Annotated in this window: 19 protein-coding genes; 11 read left to right on the top strand and 8 right to left on the bottom strand. The window is 66.7% G+C overall.

What is annotated here, in order from left to right; genetic code table 11:
* Positions 1 to 52: 52 nt before the first annotated feature.
* On the bottom strand, positions 53 to 1,489 hold the full coding sequence (locus ACZLIB_RS14715; RefSeq protein ID WP_478468003.1) for a serine hydrolase domain-containing protein: 1,437 nt from the start codon (positions 1,487 to 1,489) through the stop codon (positions 53 to 55).
* Positions 1,490 to 1,813: 324 nt separating this feature from the next.
* Here ACZLIB_RS14715 and ACZLIB_RS14710 point away from each other — a divergent pair, with 324 nt between their 5' ends.
* The 3 genes from ACZLIB_RS14710 to ACZLIB_RS14700 all read left to right on the top strand — a co-directional run bounded on the left by ACZLIB_RS14710 (position 1,814) and on the right by ACZLIB_RS14700 (position 3,005).
* Positions 1,814 to 2,227, top strand: coding sequence for a hypothetical protein (locus ACZLIB_RS14710; protein ID WP_478468002.1), 414 nt, complete (start codon positions 1,814 to 1,816; stop codon positions 2,225 to 2,227).
* Positions 2,228 to 2,335: 108 nt separating this feature from the next.
* On the top strand, positions 2,336 to 2,773 hold the full coding sequence (locus tag ACZLIB_RS14705; RefSeq protein WP_478468001.1) for a GAD-like domain-containing protein: 438 nt from the start codon (positions 2,336 to 2,338) through the stop codon (positions 2,771 to 2,773).
* A 4-nt stretch (positions 2,774 to 2,777) separates the two neighbouring features.
* On the top strand, positions 2,778 to 3,005 hold the full coding sequence (locus ACZLIB_RS14700) for a T6SS immunity protein Tdi1 domain-containing protein (RefSeq protein WP_478468000.1): 228 nt from the start codon (positions 2,778 to 2,780) through the stop codon (positions 3,003 to 3,005).
* Positions 3,006 to 3,151: 146 nt separating this feature from the next.
* Here the strand turns inward: ACZLIB_RS14700 and hutU are convergent, their stop codons facing one another.
* The 4 genes from hutU to hutI are packed head-to-tail and all read right to left on the bottom strand — an operon-like array spanning position 3,152 to position 8,428.
* Positions 3,152 to 4,819: a urocanate hydratase gene (gene hutU, locus ACZLIB_RS14695; protein ID WP_049399643.1), complete on the bottom strand. Its 1,668-nt coding sequence runs from the start codon at positions 4,817 to 4,819 to the stop codon at positions 3,152 to 3,154.
* The gene (gene hutG / locus ACZLIB_RS14690; RefSeq protein WP_197615094.1) at positions 4,816 to 5,670 is read right to left on the bottom strand and encodes an N-formylglutamate deformylase; all 855 of its coding nucleotides are present in this window, start codon (positions 5,668 to 5,670) and stop codon (positions 4,816 to 4,818) included. The genes hutU and hutG overlap by 4 nt, the downstream gene beginning before the upstream one ends.
* A complete protein-coding gene (gene hutH, locus ACZLIB_RS14685; RefSeq protein ID WP_478467998.1) occupies positions 5,667 to 7,208 on the bottom strand; it encodes a histidine ammonia-lyase in 1,542 nt (513 codons plus the stop codon). Before hutH ends, hutG begins: the two co-directional genes overlap by 4 nt.
* Positions 7,205 to 8,428, bottom strand: a complete 1,224-nt coding sequence (hutI, locus tag ACZLIB_RS14680; RefSeq protein WP_125892038.1) for an imidazolonepropionase — start codon at positions 8,426 to 8,428, stop codon at positions 7,205 to 7,207. Before hutI ends, hutH begins: the two co-directional genes overlap by 4 nt.
* Positions 8,429 to 8,495: 67 nt before the next feature.
* Here hutI and ACZLIB_RS14675 point away from each other — a divergent pair, with 67 nt between their 5' ends.
* The 4 genes from ACZLIB_RS14675 (at position 8,496) to ACZLIB_RS14660 (ending at position 11,279) form a co-directional block, all read left to right on the top strand.
* Positions 8,496 to 9,866 (top strand): formimidoylglutamate deiminase, encoded by a 1,371-nt coding sequence (locus tag ACZLIB_RS14675; RefSeq protein WP_478467996.1) that lies wholly within the window; start codon positions 8,496 to 8,498, stop codon positions 9,864 to 9,866.
* Between the two features lie 28 nt (positions 9,867 to 9,894).
* Positions 9,895 to 10,623, top strand: coding sequence for a histidine utilization repressor (gene hutC / locus ACZLIB_RS14670; protein WP_049422110.1), 729 nt, complete (start codon positions 9,895 to 9,897; stop codon positions 10,621 to 10,623).
* A 73-nt stretch (positions 10,624 to 10,696) separates the two neighbouring features.
* Complete coding sequence (locus tag ACZLIB_RS14665; RefSeq protein ID WP_223224646.1) at positions 10,697 to 10,873, top strand: type II toxin-antitoxin system HicA family toxin; 177 nt, start codon at positions 10,697 to 10,699, stop codon at positions 10,871 to 10,873.
* Positions 10,874 to 10,886: 13 nt separating this feature from the next.
* On the top strand, positions 10,887 to 11,279 hold the full coding sequence (locus ACZLIB_RS14660; RefSeq protein WP_049463201.1) for a type II toxin-antitoxin system HicB family antitoxin: 393 nt from the start codon (positions 10,887 to 10,889) through the stop codon (positions 11,277 to 11,279).
* 119 nt (positions 11,280 to 11,398) lie between these two features.
* Here the strand turns inward: ACZLIB_RS14660 and ACZLIB_RS14655 are convergent, their stop codons facing one another.
* The 3 genes from ACZLIB_RS14655 to ACZLIB_RS14645 form a co-directional block, all read right to left on the bottom strand.
* Entirely contained in the window at positions 11,399 to 12,409 is a 1,011-nt protein-coding gene (locus ACZLIB_RS14655; RefSeq protein WP_049463202.1) for a restriction endonuclease, read from the bottom strand.
* A 237-nt stretch (positions 12,410 to 12,646) separates the two neighbouring features.
* Positions 12,647 to 13,138: a phasin family protein gene (locus ACZLIB_RS14650; RefSeq protein ID WP_049399651.1), complete on the bottom strand. Its 492-nt coding sequence runs from the start codon at positions 13,136 to 13,138 to the stop codon at positions 12,647 to 12,649.
* An 80-nt stretch (positions 13,139 to 13,218) separates the two neighbouring features.
* Positions 13,219 to 13,494, bottom strand: a complete 276-nt coding sequence (locus ACZLIB_RS14645; RefSeq protein ID WP_005417302.1) for a polyhydroxyalkanoic acid system family protein — start codon at positions 13,492 to 13,494, stop codon at positions 13,219 to 13,221.
* Between the two features lie 125 nt (positions 13,495 to 13,619).
* On the opposite strand from ACZLIB_RS14645, the gene ACZLIB_RS14640 reads away from it, so the two are divergent.
* The 4 genes from ACZLIB_RS14640 (at position 13,620) to aroA (ending at position 18,606) form a co-directional block, all read left to right on the top strand.
* Complete coding sequence (locus ACZLIB_RS14640; RefSeq protein ID WP_032127717.1) at positions 13,620 to 14,426, top strand: FHA domain-containing protein; 807 nt, start codon at positions 13,620 to 13,622, stop codon at positions 14,424 to 14,426.
* 459 nt (positions 14,427 to 14,885) lie between these two features.
* Positions 14,886 to 15,971, top strand: a complete 1,086-nt coding sequence (gene serC, locus ACZLIB_RS14635) for a 3-phosphoserine/phosphohydroxythreonine transaminase (protein ID WP_478467995.1) — start codon at positions 14,886 to 14,888, stop codon at positions 15,969 to 15,971.
* Positions 15,972 to 16,022: 51 nt separating this feature from the next.
* A complete protein-coding gene (gene pheA, locus ACZLIB_RS14630; RefSeq protein WP_478467994.1) occupies positions 16,023 to 17,222 on the top strand; it encodes a prephenate dehydratase in 1,200 nt (399 codons plus the stop codon).
* Positions 17,223 to 17,298: 76 nt separating this feature from the next.
* Positions 17,299 to 18,606, top strand: coding sequence for a 3-phosphoshikimate 1-carboxyvinyltransferase (aroA, locus tag ACZLIB_RS14625; protein ID WP_478467993.1), 1,308 nt, complete (start codon positions 17,299 to 17,301; stop codon positions 18,604 to 18,606).
* Positions 18,607 to 18,710: the final 104 nt, after the last annotated feature.

Below are 18,710 nucleotides of genomic sequence, written 5' to 3'. Positions count from 1 at the left end.
GTCGAGCCTTGCTCGACTGCCTCTGTGTCCCGGAGTCGAGCACGGCTCGACTCTACAGAGCCGGCTTCGCCAGCGCCTTGGCCTTTGCATACAGCCGATCGGCCGCTTCCTTCTCACCCAGCGCCGCATGGCATTCCGCCAGGCTGTCCCACGCATTTGCCGAATCCGGATACAGCTCGGTGTTGAGAGCAAATACCTTTACTGCCTTGCGTGCCCCGAGGCTCTCGCGGACCGCGTACGCATCGGCATTGATCGCGCGTTCCAGTTCACTGGCAGCAACCTTGTTGCTGTCGCGCAGCCAGCGATGCACAGCTTCGGCCGCGCCAGCGCTGTCATCCAGCGCATACGCGATCAGTCGCTCGGACAACGCCGTATGTGGGAACTCCTCCGGCGCGGCCACCGCCATCGTGCTCTCCACCAGCGTGCTCGACCAGACATTGCGGGCGCTGCCGTTGGTCAGGTACACGAACACCCAGTAACCGCTGGCCAGCGTGCCCTTGTAGGCCAGTCGCGCCCGCACGCGGGTGCCGCCATCGTGGCCGACCTGGGTGTAGCCGTCGCTGCGGGTGGTATCCCAACCGGTGGAGAAGAAATTGCTGCCGCCGCCGGCCAGTTTCTGCGGCTGCCAGAGTTTTTCCAGGGTCGCCGTGCGCAGCAGCTTGCCGGTCGCCAGCGCCTGCAGGAAACGGTTCATGTCGCCCACGGTGGTCTGCAGGTCGGCGTGGCCCCAACCGTAGTCCGGCCAGGGGTCTTCGTTCGCCGGCTGCAGCTGGCCGTCCTTGCCGATGTACGGCACCGCTGCGCGCTGCGACGGCACGCTGGCTGCGCCCCATGAAGTGCTGGTCATCTTCAGCGGCTGCAGGATGCGTTCGCGCGCGATGGCCGGGTAGGGCTTGCCGTAATGCGCTTCCAGCAAGGCGGTCAGCACCAGGTAGTTGGCCTGGGTGTACTGCACGCGGCTGCCGGTGACGAACTGCATCGGTGTCGCGCCGGCCACCTTCAGCGCTGCTGCAAGGTCCGGCGCCACTCCGGTGTAGCCCTTGCTCACCCAGCGGTTGTCCACCCGGTCGTAATACTCGCCGATACCCGAGCTGTGGTTGAGGAAATCGCGTACGTGAATGGTCTGCCATGCTGATGGCAGGTCCGGCACATAGCGACTGGCCGGCGCATCCAGATCCACCTTGCCCTGATCCACCAGTTGCATCACCAGCGTGCTGGTCAGCAGCTTGGCCATCGACTGCGCGGCGAAGATGGAATTCACGGTGGCCGGAGCATGGGTGGCCGGATCGCGCTCGCCGCTGGCGCCCTGATAAAACACTTGGCCATTGTGTGCGACCAGTACCGCCTGGCCGGCGATGCCGTAGCGTTCGCGGTTGGTCTGCAACTGGGTGTCGAGCTGATTGGAAAGATTGCCGGCAGTTTCAAGCGCCGAAACGGATGGGATCGCAGACAGCGTGCAGAGCAATGCAGCAGCAAAGGTGCGGTACATCGCGATGGTCCGTCAGCGGTGATGGCGCATCTTGGTCACGGCGGGAGTTGGGGTCAAGCCGGGCAGGTTCTTTGTTCCACGCAGGAACATAGGGGGAGCAGGAATGAAGCAAGGCGGAAGCCCCTGGTGGCAGGCCTGTCGCGATTGCCCCTTCTAGTGCGCTGGGCCTTCAGATACAACGTCGGGCCGAAGCGCGGCGATTCTGGGCCAGGCCCCAGCCGGATTTACCTGTCCATTGAAGGTCTGTTGACCGCGTCACCGCCTCGTACCACTGTGACCGCCGGATCGAGTGAATCTGTGGTTGCCTGCAACTGGAAGCAAATAATGGCCAAGCCCCGCGAATTCAAAAAACTGGTGGCATACCTGCAGAAGATTCCTGCGATGTCCGAGCCCATCCACTGGCAGCGCTGCGACGATGGAACTTGGTCTGTTGGTTTTTCACTTGCCTTGGAGCACCCGCTGGCGTGGAGCACGGTGCAGGAGTTGGCGTATGTGCTCAACACGCTTTCTGTGTCGGAGCTTCTCCCCACTCGTTTCCTGCCCACGGCGCCACCGCCCTATCTCAATGGTCCTGCATGCTGGTATCTGAGCTGGCGCATCGAATCGACGCTACCCGGCATCAAGCCTGATGAGGTGCTTGAGTGGCTTGAAGGGCGGTTGCCACAGCCGTTAGACGACGAATCGAAGTGGATACCATCCATAGTTGAAGACTGCGAATCGCCTGATGATGAAGCGTGAGCAGGGTAGGGTGGACCGTGCCGACCACGGACTGCCGTGGTCCATGACGCATCAGGTGTTCGGTCGTGTCACTCCACGTTGACGAGATTGCCCCGTACGGAGAGGACAATGGACAACGATCAGGACTTTGCACTTTTCATCGAGACGTTCGGCGAAGCCGGTGAGCACGCGTCGGTTCCAGAGACCAGTTTCACCAAGTGGACGGGCATCTTGCCTGAATCGCTCTTGAGCTATTGGCGTCGGGATGGATGGGCGAACTATGGCAATGGACGGCTGTGGACGGTGAATCCCGAGGACTACGAAGGCCTGATGCACACGTGGTTGGCTGGTACTCCATTTCCCCTGATCGATACCTACCATGTGTTTGCCAGAAGCGGGTTTGGACGGCTCTACCTGTGCGGCGAAGCATCAGGCGCTGGCGTGAGCATCGATCCGATCCGCAGTGAAGTATTTGCTCTTCAGAACTGTTTGAGACCCAAGTCTCTCGCACGGCAGGAGGGGGGGCATCAAGGCGTTTTTCGCTTGCGCGGAGCTCGAAGACTTTGATCTGATGGATGGGGCCGAACAGCTGCCTTTTGATCGGGTTGTGAGTACTTGCGGGCACTTGATGGCGGATGAGATGTATGGCTTTGAGCCAGCACTGGTTTGCGGTGGCGAAGTCGCAATTGGCAACTTGCGCAGGCTCAAGCTTCAGCCGCACCTGCATATGCTGAGGGAGTTCGCCGCGCCTGCATTTCCACGCTATGCGAAAAATGTGAAGCCACTGGCCCGGAAGTGATCCGACCAAGTCGAAACTTGTAGAGCCGAGCCCATGCTCGGCTGCCTTCGGGTCAGGCTTCGCGTTCCCGGAAACATTGAGCCGAGCATGGCTCGGCTCTACAGGTGCCTTCCGGTAGTGCCGGCCGCTGGCCGGCACCCCTGCGATCAGCCCAGGATTCCTGGCAGATCCAGCCCCTTTTCCTTCGCGCAGTCGATCGCGATTTCATAGCCTGCATCGGCATGGCGCATCACGCCTGTGGCCGGGTCGTTCCACAGCACGCGGCCAATCCGCTTGGCCGCGGCCTCGGTGCCGTCGCAGACGATCACCATGCCGGCGTGCTGCGAGAAGCCCATGCCGACGCCACCGCCGTGGTGCAGGGACACCCAGGTCGCGCCGCTGGCGGTGTTGAGCAGGGCGTTCAGCAGCGGCCAGTCGGAAACCGCATCGGAGCCATCAGCCATCGCTTCGGTCTCGCGGTTCGGCGAGGCCACACTGCCTGAATCCAGATGATCGCGGCCGATCACCACCGGTGCCTTCAGTTCGCCGTTGGCCACCATCTCGTTGAAGGCCAGGCCGAGGCGATCACGGTCACCCAGGCCGACCCAGCAGATGCGCGCCGGCAGGCCCTGGAACTTGATCTTCTCGGCAGCCATGTCCAGCCAGCGGTGCAGGTGCGGGTTGTCAGGAATCAGTTCCTTCACCTTGGCGTCGGTCTTGGCGATGTCTTCCGGGTCGCCGCTCAGTGCGGCCCAGCGGAACGGGCCGATGCCGCGGCAGAACAGCGGGCGGATGTAGGCCGGCACGAAACCCGGGAAGTCGAAGGCATTGGCCACACCTTCTTCCAGTGCCATCTGCCGCAGGTTGTTGCCGTAGTCCACGGTCGGCACGCCCAGCGCGTGGAAGCCGAGCATGGCGCGGATGTGGTTGGCCATCGACGCGCGCGCGGCCTTCTCCACTTCCTTGGGGGCGGAGACACGTTTCTCATCCCACTGCTCGACCGTCCAGCCCTGCGGCAGGTAGCCGTTCACCGGGTCGTGCGCGGAGGTCTGATCGGTCAGCAGGTCCGGCTTCACGCCGCGCTTGAGCAGTTCAGCCAGCACGTCGGCGACATTGCCGAGCAGGCCCACCGACTTCGGCGTGCCAGCCTTGCATGACTCGTCGATCAGGCGCAGCGCTTCGTCCAGATTGTCGGTCCAGGTATCCAGGTAGCCGGTGCGCAGGCGCATGTCGATGCTGCTCTTGCGGCACTCGACGGCCAGGCAGGAGGCGCCGGCCATCACTGCAGCCAGCGGCTGCGCGCCACCCATGCCACCGAGGCCACCGGTGAACAGCCACTTTCCGGTCAGGTCGCCACCGAAATGCTGGCGGCCCATCTCCACGAAGGTCTCGTAGGTGCCCTGCACGATGCCCTGCGCGCCGATGTAGATCCAGCTGCCGGCAGTCATCTGGCCGTACATGGCCAGGCCCTTCTTATCCAGCTCGTTGAAGTGGTCCCAGTTGGCCCAGCGCGGCACCAGGTTGGAATTGGCGATCAGCACGCGCGGCGCATCGGCGTGGGTGCGGAACACGCCCACCGGCTTGCCCGACTGCACCAGCAGGGTCTGGTCGTCGTCCAGGCGCTTGAGGGTTTCGACGATCGCGTCGAAGCTCTCCCAGTCGCGCGCGGCGCGGCCGATGCCGCCGTACACCACCAGTTCCTGCGGCCGTTCGGCCACGTCCGGGTGCAGGTTGTTCATCAGCATGCGCAGCGGCGCTTCGGTCAGCCAGCTCTTGGCGTTGAGCGTGGTGCCGGTCGGCGCGGCAATGGTGCGGGTCGGGTCGTTGCGGGTCATGCGGCGCTCCGGTTCGTAGCGAATTCAAGACAGGCGTTGAGCACCTGCGCCAGGGTGTGGCGCAGCGGTGCGGCGTGGTCGGGGTCGAGCGGGGTGGGCCAGCTGTGCTCGTCCACCTGGTCCGGCAGGGGTTCGTGCATGTAGCCGCGGCAGGCCAGTTCCATCTGCAGGCTGTGCACGCCGCCGGCGATGTTGCTGTAGTGGCGGGTGATCCAGCCGCCCTTGAAGCGGCCGTTGCGCACCTGGCTCATGCCACTGATCTTCAGCAGGTTCTCCACCACATCGCTCAAGGCGTTGTCGCAGGACGTGTCCGGTGCGCCGGACGGGCCGGCGGTGCCGAGGTTGAACTGCGGCAGCTCGCCTTCGAACAGGTGCGGGATATGTGAGCGGATCGAGTGTGCGTCATACACCACGACAGTGCCGAACCTCGCACGCAGGCGCGTGATCTGTGCGGCCAGCGCATCGTGGTAAGGCAGGAAATACGTGTCGCGGCGACGGGCGATTTCCGCGTCATCCGGTTCGCGCCCGGCGTGGTACAGCGGCTGGTTGTCGAAGGTGGTCAGCGGACACAGGCCGGTGGTGTTCTGGCCGGGGTACAGCGACACGCCGCTGGGATCGCGGTTGAGGTCGATCACCGAGCGCGAGATCGCCGAGCGCACCGTGGTCGCGCCCATGCCGCGCACGAAGTCGTACAGTTCGTGCACCCACCAGTCGGCGTCGCGACGGGCCAGCCACGGCGAGTGGTAGTCGCCGATCAGGTCGTGCGGCAGCTCGCTGCCGGTATGCGGAAAGCTGACGATCAGCGGGGCATCGCCTTCGTGCACCGTCAGCCATTCGGGATGGACATTCATGCCTGCGGTTCCACAGTCGGCAGCAGCTCCGCCAAACCCTGTGCCAGCGCGCCGCTGCGCACCAGGTTCGTGGCGGTCACCATGTCCGGGTGGAAGTAGCGGTCTTCTTCCAGCGTCGGCACTTGTGCACGCAGTGTGGCGCGCACGGATTCCAGCGCGGCACTGGAGCGCAGCGGCGCGTGGAAGTCGCAGCCCTGCGCGGCGGCCAGCAGCTCGATGCCGATCACGTTGGCGGCATTTTCGGCCATCTGCATCAGGCGGCGCGCACCGTGCGCGGCCATCGACACATGGTCTTCCTGATTGGCCGAGGTCGGGATCGAATCGACGCTGGCCGGGTAGGCGCGCTGCTTGTTTTCCGAGACCAGCGCGGCGGCGGTCACCTGCGGAATCATGAAGCCGGAATTCAGGCCCGGGCGCGGGGTTAGGAAGGCCGGCAGGCCGGACAGCGCCGGGTCGACCAGCATCGCCAGGCGGCGCTCGCTGATCGAACCGATCTCGCACACCGCCATCGCCAGCATGTCGGCGGCGAAGGCGACCGGCTCGGCGTGGAAGTTGCCGCCGGACAGTGCTTCGCCGGTGTCGGTGAACACCAGCGGATTGTCGGACACGCCGTTGGCTTCGATTTCCAGCGTGGTCGCGGCCTGGCGCAGGATGTCCAGCGCTGCGCCCATCACCTGCGGCTGGCAGCGCAGGCAGTACGGATCCTGCACGCGCACGTCGTTGTCACGGTGTGATTCGCGGATGTCCGAGCCCTGCATCAGCGTGCGCAGGGTAGCGGCGGTGGCGATCTGCCCGCGCTGGCCGCGGATGGCATGGATGCGCGGGTCGAACGGGGTATCCGAGCCCTTGGCCGCTTCCACCGACAGCGCGCCGGTGACCAACGCGGCCTGGAACACGGTTTCGATCTCGAACAGGCCGGCCAGTGCATAGGCGGTGGAGAACTGGGTGCCGTTGAGCAGGGCCAGGCCTTCCTTCGCGCCCAGCTCGATCGGTTGCAGGCCGGCACGTGCCAGTGCGTCGACCGCCGGTAGGCGTTCGTCACCGATGAAGGCTTCGCCGACGCCCAGCATCACGCTGGCCAGGTGCGAGAGCGGCGCCAGGTCACCCGAGGCACCCACCGAGCCCTGTGCGGGCACCACCGGCAGCACGCCCTTGACCAGCATTGCTTCCAGCAGCAGCAGGGTCTCCTCGCGGATGCCCGAAGCACCCTGCGCCAGGCTGACCAGCTTCAGCGCCATCATCAGGCGCACCACGCTGGCGGGCATCGGCTCGCCAACACCGGCAGCGTGCGAGAGCACGATGTTCCGCTGCAGGGTAGCCAGGTCCTCGCGCTCGATGCGCACGCTGGCCAGCTTGCCGAAGCCGGTGTTGATGCCATAGACCGGCGCGCCCTTGGCGACGATGGCGGCCACGGTCGCGGCACTGGCACGGACCACCGGCAGCGCGGCCGGGTCCAGTGCAAGCGGCGCACCGCGATAGGCCTGCCGCCACTGGGCGAGGGTGACATGGCCGGGGCGAAGAACCAGGGTGTTGCTCATGTGTTGCTCCAGGAGGCAGGCAGGTCGGGCTGTCCGCGCACCACGCGCGCGTGCAGCGGGTTGAATCCAATGCGATAGACCAGGTCGGCGGGGGCGTCGATGTCCCAGATCGCCAGATCGCAGTCCATGCCCACGGCCAGGCGGCCGATGCGGTCGCCATGGCCCAGCGCGCGCGCTGCTTCTCGGGTGAAGCCGGCGATGCACTCGTCCACGGTCAGGCGGAACAGGGTGGCGCCCATGTTCATCGCCAGCAGTGGGCTGGTCAGCGGCGAGGTGCCGGGGTTGCTGTCGGTGGCCAGCGCCAGTGGCACGCCGGCCGCGCGCAGCGCCGCAATCGGCGGCAGGGTGGTATCGCGGGTGAAATAGAAGGCGCCGGGCAGCAGCACCGCCACGGTACCCGCCGCGGCCATCGCGGCGATGCCGGCATCGTCCAGGTGTTCGATATGGTCGGCCGAGAGTGCACCGAAGCTGGCGGCCAGTTCGGCGCCATGCTGGTTGCTCAGCTGCTCGGCGTGGATCTTCACCGCCAGCCCGTTGGCGCGCGCCGCTTCGAAGACCTGCCGCGCCTGCGCCGGCGAGAACGCGATGTTCTCGCAGAACACGTCCACTGCTTCGGCCAGGCCTTCGGCGGCGATGGCCGGAATCATCACGTTGCACACCTCGTCGGTGTACTCCTGTGCTTCGCGGCCCGGCGGAATCGCGTGTGCGCCGAGGAAGGTGGTCACCACGTTGACCCGGCATTCCTCGCCCAGCGCACGCGCCACCTGCAGCTGCTTGCGCTCGTCGGGCAGGGTCAGGCCGTAGCCGGACTTGATCTCGAGGGTGGTCACGCCCTCGGCGCGCATTGCCAGCAGGCGCGGCCGGCTTTCACTGGCCAGCTGTTCCGGTGTGGCGGCGCGGGTGGCGCGCACGGTGGAGACGATGCCGCCGCCGGCACGGGCGATGTCGGCATAGCTGACGCCCTGCAGGCGCTGCTCGAACTCGTTGGCGCGGTTGCCGGCGTAGACCAGGTGGGTGTGGCAGTCGATCAGGCCGGGCGAAATCCAGCGGCCTTCGCCGTCGATGCGGGTGGTCGGCTGCAGGTGGGCATCGCTGCCGGCCGCGCCGACATGGACGATGCGGCCATCGGCGCAGGCCAGTACGCCATCGCGGATGACACCCAGCCCCTCGCCATCGAGGGTGATCAGGTGGACGTTGGACCAGAGGGTATCGACGTGCATGGCATCCACAACGCGGCTGTGCTTATATGTCTATACAATATAGGCGTCCATTTCGGGTTGTCCAGCCATGTCCGATTCGCGTTCCCCGCACCGTTTCCATGCCGCCCACGCCCTGCTGGCCGAGGGTTGGGCCCGCGACGTCCGCCTGCAGGTGCAGGACGGTCGCATCACGGCGATCAGCACGGGGCAGGGCGCGCAGGCGGGCGACACCCGCGCCGGCATCCTGGTGCCGGGCCTGCCCAACCTGCACAGCCACGCCTTCCAGCGCGGCATGGCCGGGCTGACCGAGATCGGCGGCGGCGACGGTGACAGCTTCTGGAGCTGGCGCGAGCTGATGTATCGCTTCCTGGCCCATCTGCGCCCGGACGCGGTGCAGGCCATCGCCGCCCAGGCCTACATGGAAATGCTGGAAAGCGGCTTCACCCGCGTCGGTGAATTCCACTACCTGCACCACGATGCTGACGGCCGGCCGTATGCCAACCGTGCCGAGATGAGCGCGCGGATTGCGGCGGCGGCCGACCAGACCGGCATCGGCCTGACCCTGCTGCCGGTGTTCTATGCGCATGCCGATTTCGGCGGGGCGGCACCGAACCCCGCGCAGCGACGCCTGATCCATGACGTAGAGGGATTTGCGCAGCTGCTGGACGCCGCCAAGCCGTCTTTGGCCGCGCTGCCCGATGCGGTGCTCGGCATTGCCCCGCACAGCCTGCGTGCAGTCACCGGCGAGGAATTGAGTGCGTTGCTGCCGCTTACCGACGGCCCGGTGCACATCCACATCGCCGAACAGGTACGCGAAGTGGAGGCATGCCTGGCCTGGAGCGGCCAGCGCCCGGTGCAGTGGCTGTATAACCATGCGCCGGTGGATGCGCGCTGGTGCCTGGTGCACGCCACCCACATCACCGACGATGAGCGCGCCGCCATCGTGGCCAGCCAGGCGGTGGCCGGCCTGTGCCCGATCACCGAGGCCAATCTGGGCGATGGCCTGTTCCCGATGCAGGCGTTCGCGCGCGAGGGTGGGCGCTTCGGTGTCGGCTCCGATTCCAATGTGCTGATCGACGCGGCCGAAGAACTGCGCCTGCTTGAATACGGCCAACGCCTGACCCTGCGCGGGCGCAATGTGCTGGCACCGGATGCCACCCGCAGCAGCGGTCGCTTCCTGTTCGAGGGCGCACTGCACGGCGGTGCACAGGCCCTGGGCGTGGCCGCCGGCCTGCAGGTCGGCGCCAGTGCCGACCTGGTCGAGCTGGATGCCGCACACCCCGCGCTACAGGCGCGACAGGACGACGCATGGCTTGACAGCTGGGTGTTCGCCGCACGTAATGGCGCGCTGCGATCAGTCTGGCGCCATGGCCGCCAGTGCGTGGCCGACGGCCGCCACCTGCAACGCGAGGCGATCACCACCGCCTTCGCTGCCGCCCTGCGCGGCGTGCTGGGCTGATCGCATCCCACCACCGAGATCCCATCACGTGAAGGCCAGCAAGTCCGCCACGCTCAACCAGCGTATCCGCAGCGATCTGGAAAGCCGCATCCTCAGCGGAGAGTGGGCGCCGGGCTTCCGTATTCCGTACGAACACGAGCTGATGGAGCAGTACGGCTGCTCGCGGATGACCGTGAACAAGGTGCTGACCGCGCTGGCCGAGAGCGGCATGATCGAGCGTCGCCGCCGCGCTGGTTCGTTCGTGGCGCGGCAGCCCCCGCACCTGGAGCAGGTGGCGCTGGAGATTCCCGATATCGCGATGGAAGTGGGCTCGCGTGGCCATCAGTACGCGTATCGCCTGCTGCAGCGCGACCTGCGCCTTGCAGATGCCGGCAATGCCGGTGAAGTCGAGCTGGCCGGCAGCGAAATGCTGCTGGCGATGCGCTGCCTGCACCTGGCCGACGGCCGCCCGCTGGCGCTGGAGCACCGCCTGATCAGCCCGGTGGGCGTGCCCGAGGTGCTGGAGGTCGACTTCAGTACCACCGCGCCGGGCAGCTGGCTGCTGCAGAACGTGTCGTGGACCCGCGCCCAGCACCGCATCAGCGCCTGGGGCGCGGACACCGCCACCGCCAAGCTGCTGGACGTGAAGCCCGGCACCGCTTGTCTGGTGATCGAGCGCCTGACCTGGCGCGGCGAACAGCCGATCACCCGTGTGCGCCAGGTGTTCCTCGGCGATGCCTGGGACCTGGTGGCGCGCTTCGCGCCTGGCGCAAGGTAGGGTCGGCCCCGCTCGGGACACGCTGTCGCCTTGAACTCTGTCGAGGCGTGTGTACGATGTGTATCGTCCCCGTATGAAGAGCAGGGACCTCATCCGGGATCTGGAGGCGGCAGGTTGGACCTGTCGCCGGATTCGCGGATCCCATCATGTATTCGTGCACCCGCAGCACCCCCACATCATCACCGTGCCTCACCCAAGGAAGGATCTGGGGAAGGGCTGGTGCAGGCGTTGCGGAAGCTCGCAGGACTGACGTAGGAGGGCCCATGCGATATCCAGTCTTGATCGAGGCAGGCGATGAGCGCACCGCGTGGGGTGTAGTCGTTCCGGATCTGCCGGGGTGCTTCTCGGCGGCCGACACGCTTGAGGATGCGCTCAGCGCTGCCGAGGAGGCTGCGCTCTCCTGGATTGATGCGGCCCTGGATGACGGGCGCTCGATTCCGACACCTTCCGCGCCACAGAAAATCGCCGCCGAGGCATCCAAGGACATCCGTTGGATTCTTGCGTACATCTGCATTGATCCGGCCCTGCTGGACGACACCATCGAGCGGGTCAATATCAGCCTGCCACGCCGGATCCTGGCGAGGCTGGATGCGCAGGCCAGAGCGGCAGGTGAATCGCGCTCCAGTTACATCGCCCATCTCGCAGCATTGGGCTGAGCGGGCGCCATGTAGAGCCGAGCCCATCTCGGCTGCTGTTGGCGCGATGCGCGATGAGTCGAGCGTGGCTCGACGCTACAGAGGCATCCACGCATGGCGTGGATCTACAGACACCCCAATCAATACGTAGCGCACTGCCGCCAGCGTACGGGCTCATCCACGCCAGGGCGGGCGTTGAGCTGGATGCGCACGTTACGCAGGGCGGGGTAGTGCAGCACTTCCTCGCAGACCTGCGGCCACACCGCGTCCAGCTCGCCGGTACGGTTGATCGCCAGCGTCTGCCGGGTCAGCCAGACACCGCTGGCGATGCCGGGTTTGCCGGCCAAGGCACGGGACAGATCGGCCTGGAAGCGCTCCAGCGTGGCGGCATCCGGGTTGGGATTGCTGCGCGCATCGGTTGAGGGTGTGGCCGGCGCAGGCAGCGTGGCCGGCGGCGTGGTGGCGGGGGCCGGCGCCGGTTCGGGCGCCGCTTCAACCGCAGGCGCAACCGGCGCGGGGGCGCCCGTCTCCTCGGCAACGGGCGGAGCGTCCTGCACATGCAGCCCTTGCAGGCTCAGTCCCACCAGCAGGCCCAGCGTCACCGCGGCGAGCGCGGCTATGGCAATGCGGCGCAGGGCTTCATGGCGGGCACTGGCGCGCACACGGGTTTCGATTTCTGCCGGCAGATAGGGCTGCAGCAACGGCCACAGGCGCGGGCCGTCCAGCACCTCGACGGCCTGCTTCTCGGCGGCGCTGCGGCCGTCGCGTTCGATCCGGCCCTCGGTCAGCAGCACGCCGCCCTTGGCGCCGGCCAGGCGCGCGGCCGCGCCCAGTTCGTTCACCGCGGCGGTGCCGATGCGGTAGGCCAGGCCGTGCTTGCAGGACACCAGCCACTGGTTGGGACCATCGCTGAGCAGGAAGTCGCTGCTCGGCTCGCGGGACTCCTCGGCCGGGTCGTTCAGTTCACGCAGGCCGCGCTGTTCGCGCAGCATGCGTTTGACCAGCACTGAGAATTCGCGCCAGTGCATGCCAGCCAAGGCCTGCAGGCCGAGTTGCATCTCCTTCTGCCGCCGCTTGATCCACCACAGATAGACAACGGCCAGGGAACAGGTAAGCAGGGCCGACAGCAGGGCCAGGATCCAAGGGAGCATGCAGGAGGTGCGCGGAAGGGGCGAATGCGGAGGACGACAGTGTAAAGGTCGTGCCGCATCGCTGGGTCAGGAGGTTCCTGACAGGAAACGTGATGGCGCGCGCAGATCGGTATACGGCGGGCACGAAAAACCCGCCAATCCTGAAGCCGTGAGGGGAGGGAACAAACGGCAGCCGAAGCGATTGGCGGGTTGCTCGCGATTGTCAATCAAAATTTATTGCATTGCAACAATGGTCGGTCAGGGCACGCTGCCTGGCGACTGATGGCTGCCCGGTGCAGGTGCATCAGCGCCCGAGGCGTCGCGATTCTCCAGCTTGGCCAGGCGTGCCTGCAGTGCGTCGATGCGCGCCTCCAGCGCAGTCACCTCGTCGGCGGTGGGCACGTGCAGGCGCTTGAGTACGCCCTGCACCTGGTCGTCGAACGCCTTTTCGACCTTGTTCCAGGTACCGGAAGCCTTCTCGCGGGCCTCGTCCAGCGACGTTTCAACGTTGTCGCGCCAGCCCGGGCCCTGTTCGCCGTTGCGTTCACGGCGGCGGGCTTCCCAGGCTTCGCCTTCCTTCACCAGGCCGTCGAAGAAGCGGCTGCCTTCGGCCTGTGCACGGCCCAGGGCGCCCAGGCCGGCCAACCAGACCTGCTGCGCCGAGTCACTCAGCTTGCGCGAGAAGCGCTCGGCCTGGTCACCGAAAGAGGCGTCGTCGTTGCGGCGGTCGTCGTTCTCGTAGTGGTTCATCGCACTTCCCGTGGGAGTTGGGCCTGCCCCGAGAGTAGCGCGCGCTGGCGTTGCACGGCCGTGATGGCCGCCGCCGGGGTTCAGCCCAGCTTTTCCTTCAGCACGCGCTGGATCTCGCCTTCGACCATGCCCTTCATCGCCGACAGCAGGAAGCCCAGCTTGGCCGTGACGCGCACGGCGCCCGGCTGCAGTTCGATCGCGCCGTCCACGCCACTGCCGGAGAAATTCAGTACGTCGGCAGTCCAGGACGACTTCAGGCCGAAGCGCTCGGACAGCTTGGCGGCGACCTGTTCGATCGCGGCGCGCGCCTGTGCATCGGGCAGGGCGTGGGCGTGGCGGACATCGATGGTGGACATGCAGGCTCCTGGCGCAAAGCGGGGATGATCAATGAGGGCGAGCATTGTGCGCATCGAGGGCCTTCGCGCCAAGCACTCATCGTGGGTTCTTCTTCGTTGGCGACCAACCTGCTAGGCTGCGCCGCGTGCAGAACCTGCTTGTTCACTTCAGCCAACAACAACAGCCCGACCAGCCGCTGCGGCCCGGGGTGCAACGCATCGTGCGCCAGGCCAATGGCAGTGTGAGGCTCGGCGACGCCGGCCACGGAGCCCTGCTGCTGGCACAGTTCTGCGTGGATGATCGCGGCCTCTGGCTGCAGGTCGGCAACGGTATCCGCGGCATTCATGTGAACGGTCGCCCGGTGCGGCGCATGGCGCTGCTGCGTGCGGGCGATGCGGTGTATGTGGACGGCGTGGAAATGGTCCTGCAGGGCGAGGTGGAGAGCCTGCTGCAGGCCCCCGCACCGAACAGCGGTGACGGCACCAATGAGCAGCAGCGCCTGCTGCGCGGTGTCGGTGGCCTGCACCATGGCCGCAGCTTCACGCTGTCGCGGTCCCGCCTGATCGGCCGCGGTGGCGACGCTGACATCGAGATCAATGAGCCGGCCTTCGCCGAACAGCACGCCCGCGTGGAAGTGCATGGCGAGCGCGTGCTGTTGCGTGACCTGGGCAGTGCCGATGGCACACGGGTCAATGGCGTGGCCGTGCGCCACTGCTGGCTGCAGGCAGGCGACCAGGTGGTGTTCGATGGCCAGCACCGGTTCGTGCTGGAAGTGCCGCATGACCCGCGCCGGCGCCCGCTGCCGGATGAAGACGAGTCCAGCCAGGACGCCGAGCAGGCGCCGGTGCTGCCGGCCGCGCCGCGCAAGGTCCGGCGCTGGCCGTGGCTGCTGGTGAGTGCGCTGCTGCTGGCCGCACTGCTCAGCCTGCTGCTCTGGTTCGGCGCGCGCTGATCTGGACCGGCCGTATCCGCTCTGGTAGGTGCCGACCTTGGTCGGCACGCTCCTTCGGCGGGGATGACGCCTGACGGCGTACGCCGACCAAGGTCGGCGACTACCGGGGCAATGCTCCTGGCCTGAGTCCGCTGGATCCGCTCTGGTAGGTGCCGACCTTGGTCGGCACGCTTCTCCGGTGGGCTTGACGCCTGACGGCGTACGCCGACCAAGGTCGGCGACTACCGGGGCATTGCTCCTGGCCTGAGTCCGCTGGATCCGCTCTGGTAGGTGCCGACCTTGGTCGGCACGCTTCTCCGGTGGGCTTGACGCCTGACGGCGTACGCCGACCAAGGTCGGCGACTACCGGGGCAATGCTGCTGGCCAATGGATTCCAATGAAACCAAATTTCCCTTGCCGCACTAGGCCGCAAGGCTGGTGCACTGCGGCATACTAGGGGTCTTGCCCCACAGGTGTGACATGACGCGCGCGTTCAACTTCAGTGCCGGCCCTGCAACCTTGCCGGAATCGGTCCTGCGCCAGGCGCAGGCGGAAATGCTGGACTGGCACGGTACCGGTGCCTCGATCGTGGAAATGAGCCATCGCGGTGCGGAGTTCATGTCCGTGGCCGCCGAGGCCGAGGCCGACCTGCGTCGACTGCTCGACATCCCCGAAGACTATGCGGTGCTGTTCCTGTCCGGTGGTGCCACCACCCAGCAGGCGCTGATCCCGCTCAACTTCGCCACCCCCGGCCAGCGTGCCGATTACGTGGTCAGTGGTCACTGGGGCAAGACGGCGGTCAAGCAGGCCGGTGTCTACGTTGATGTCAACATCGCCGCCAGCAGCGAGGCCGATGGTTACCGCACGCTGCCGCCGCGCGCCGACTGGCAGCTGTCGCCCGACGCCGCCTACGTGCACCTCACCGCCAACGAGACCATCCACGGTGTCGAGTTCCGTGATGTACCCGATACCGGAAACGTCCCGCTGATCGCCGACTTCAGTTCGTCCATCGCCAGCGAACCGCTGGATGTGCGCCGCTATGGCGTGATCTACGCCGGCGCGCAGAAGAACCTCGGTCCGGTCGGCATCGCGGTGATGATCATCCGCCGCGATCTGCTGGAGCGCAGCGGCCAGCCGCGGGCGGACATCTTCGATTACCGCTCGCACGTCGCTCGCGACTCGATGCTCAACACGCCGCCCACCTGGAACTGGTATCTGGCCGGCCTGGTGTTCAAGTGGATGCTGGCCGAGGGCGGCGTGGCCGAGTTCGCCAAGCGCAATGCCGCCAAGGCAGCGCTGGTGTACGGCGCCATCGACGGCTCCGGCGGCTTCTACCGCAACGAGGTCGCACACCCGGCACGCTCGCGGATGAACATCCCGTTCTTCCTGCCTGATGCCGAGCTTGATGCCCGCTTCGTCGCCGAAGCCAAGGCCGCTGGCCTGCTGGCGCTGAAGGGCCACAAGGTGGTGGGTGGCATCCGCGCCTCGCTGTACAACGCCATGCCGCTGGCCGGGGCCGAGGCGCTGGTCGCCTTCATGGCCGATTTCCAGCAGCGTCACGGTTGAGCAATGAACGGCGCGCACCGTCGGGTGCGTGCCCCGCAACAAGGAACTCCGATGGCAAGCAGCAAATCCAGCAAGAAGGCGCCGAAGAAGGCTGAACCGGCCAAGGACAGCGCGCCCACCAGGGCGAAGGGCAAGGCCAAGGCCGCGTCGAACCCGGCACCCACCCTGGCGCCGCTGGCGCTGGCCGATGTGCGCTCGAAGATCGACCAGATCGACCGCGACATCCAGAGCCTGATCGCCGAGCGCGCCCGCTTCGCCCACCAGGTCGGCAAGGCCAAGGGCAAGCTCGCCGCCGCCGTCGACTACTACCGTCCCGAGCGCGAAGCGCAGGTGCTGCGCATGGTGGTGGACCGTAATGAAGGCCCGCTCAGCGATGAGCTGCTGGTGCACGTCTACCGCGAGATCATGTCGGCCTGCCTGGCCCAGCAGGAGCCGCTGAAGATCGGCTACCTCGGCCCGGAAGGCACCTTCAGCCAGCAGGCCGTGCTCAAGCACTTCGGCCGCTCGGCGCTGGGCCTGCCGATGGCCAGCATCGAAGAAGTGTTCCAGGAAGTGGAAGCGGGCAACGCCGATTTCGGCGTGGTGCCGGTGGAAAATTCGGGGCAGGGCACCATCCAGATCACCCTGGACATGTTCCTGACCTCCAACCTGAAGATCTGTGGCGAAGTGGAACTGCGTGTGCAGCAGTACCTGATGTCGCGCAGCGGCCGCATCGAGGACATCGAGCGCATCTACGCGCATCCGCAGTCGTTCATGCAGACCTCGGCGTGGCTGCGCGCCAACCTGCCCAAGGCCGAGAAGATTCCGGTCTCGAGCAATGCCGAAGGTGCGCGTCGTGCGCGCAACGCCGACGACGCAGCGGCCATCGGTGGCGAGAGTGCCGGCCATGTTTACGGCCTGAAGAAGGTGGTCACCAAGCCGATCCAGAACGATGCCGACAACACCACCCGCTTCCTGGTGGTGGGCCGCAACATCTTCCCGACCTCCGGCCACGACCGCACCTCGGTGCTGGTGTTCATCCATGACAAGCCCGGTGCGCTGTTCGACGTGCTCAGCCCGTTCGCCCGCCACGGCATCAGCATGAACCGCATCGAGTCGCGCCCGTCGCACCACGGCAAGTGGGAATACGGCTTCTTCATCGACCTGGCCGGCCACATCGACGATGCGCCGATGCAGGCCGCGCTGGCCGAACTGGAAGCGCACTCGGCGCAGATCAAGGTGCTGGGCTCCTATCCGGTGGCCGTGCCCTGAGTGCTGCCGCGGCGGCCACGGCCGCCGCTCCCTGATGCATCGCCGGCGCTGCCGGCGTTTACGGAATGATCGAACGATGAGCAACGCGCAACACTGGATCGCCCGCAAGGGCCAGCCGCTGCAGGGCAGCCTGACCATTCCCGGCGACAAGTCGGTCTCTCACCGCTCGGTGATGTTCGCCGCGCTGGCCGATGGCACCTCGCATATCGAGGGTTTTCTGGAAGGCGAGGACACCCGCGCCACTGCGCGCATCTTCAGCCAGCTGGGCGTGCGCATCGAAACCCCCAGCCCGTCGCAGCGCATCGTGCACGGCGTCGGTATCGACGGCCTGAAGGCGCCGGATGCGCCGCTGGACTGCGGCAACGCGGGCACCGGCATGCGCCTGTTGGCCGGTCTGCTGGCGGGCCAGGCATTCGACTGCACGCTGATCGGCGATGAGTCGCTGTCCGGCCGCCCGATGCGCCGCGTGACCGGCCCGCTGTCGCAGATGGGCGCGAAGATCGACACTGAAAGCGATGGCACGCCGCCGTTGCACGTGCATGGCGGCCAGACGCTGCACGGCATCGACTTCGCCTCGCCGGTGGCCAGCGCGCAGATCAAGTCGGCGGTGCTGCTGGCCGGCCTGTACGCGCAGGGCGAAACCAGCGTGCTGGAACCGCACCCGACTCGCGACTACACCGAGCGCATGCTCTCTGCATTCGGGGTGGAGATCGAATTCTCGCCGGGCAAGGCCCGCCTGCGTGGCGGCCAGCGCCTGCGCGCCACCGACATCGTGGTGCCCGCCGATTTCTCCTCAGCCGCGTTCTATCTGGTGGCGGCCAGCATCATTCCCGGCTCCGAACTGCGCCTGAAGCAGGTCGGCCTGAATCCGCGTCGCGCCGGTTTGCTGCACGCGCTGCGCCTGATGGGGGCGGACATCACCGAAGAAAACCCGGCCGAGCAGGGCGGTGAACCGGTGGCCGACCTGGTGGTGCGCTACGCCCCGCTGAAGGGCGCACGCATTCCGGAAGCACTGGTGCCGGACATGATCGACGAGTTCCCTGCGCTGTTCGTGGCCGCTGCGGCCGCCGAAGGCCAGACCGTGGTGAGCGGTGCGGCCGAGCTGCGGGTGAAGGAGTCCGACCGCCTTGCCGCGATGGCCACCGGCCTGCGCGCGCTGGGCATGCAGGTGGATGAAACCGAAGACGGCGCCACCCTGCACGGCGGTGTGCGCCTGGGCAGTGGCACCATCGAAAGCCACGGCGACCATCGCATCGCCATGGCCTTCGCCATCGCCGGCCAGATCAGTGACGGCGAAGTGCGCATCAACGATATCGCCAACGTCGCCACCTCCTTCCCGGACTTCGATGGCCTGGCGCGCAGCGCCGGGTTCAACCTGGCCTGAGCGGCCACGCCCGGCAGATGACGTAACCCGGTGGGTGCCAACCTTGGTTGGCACGCTCACATCACCCGGTAGGTGCCGACCTCGGTCGGCACGCTCATATCGCC

Source organism: Stenotrophomonas sp. 220_Sma (genome assembly GCF_056487375.1).
The sequence above is the reverse complement of the archived record's forward strand: the minus strand, read 5'-3'. Positions and strand labels throughout refer to the sequence as shown.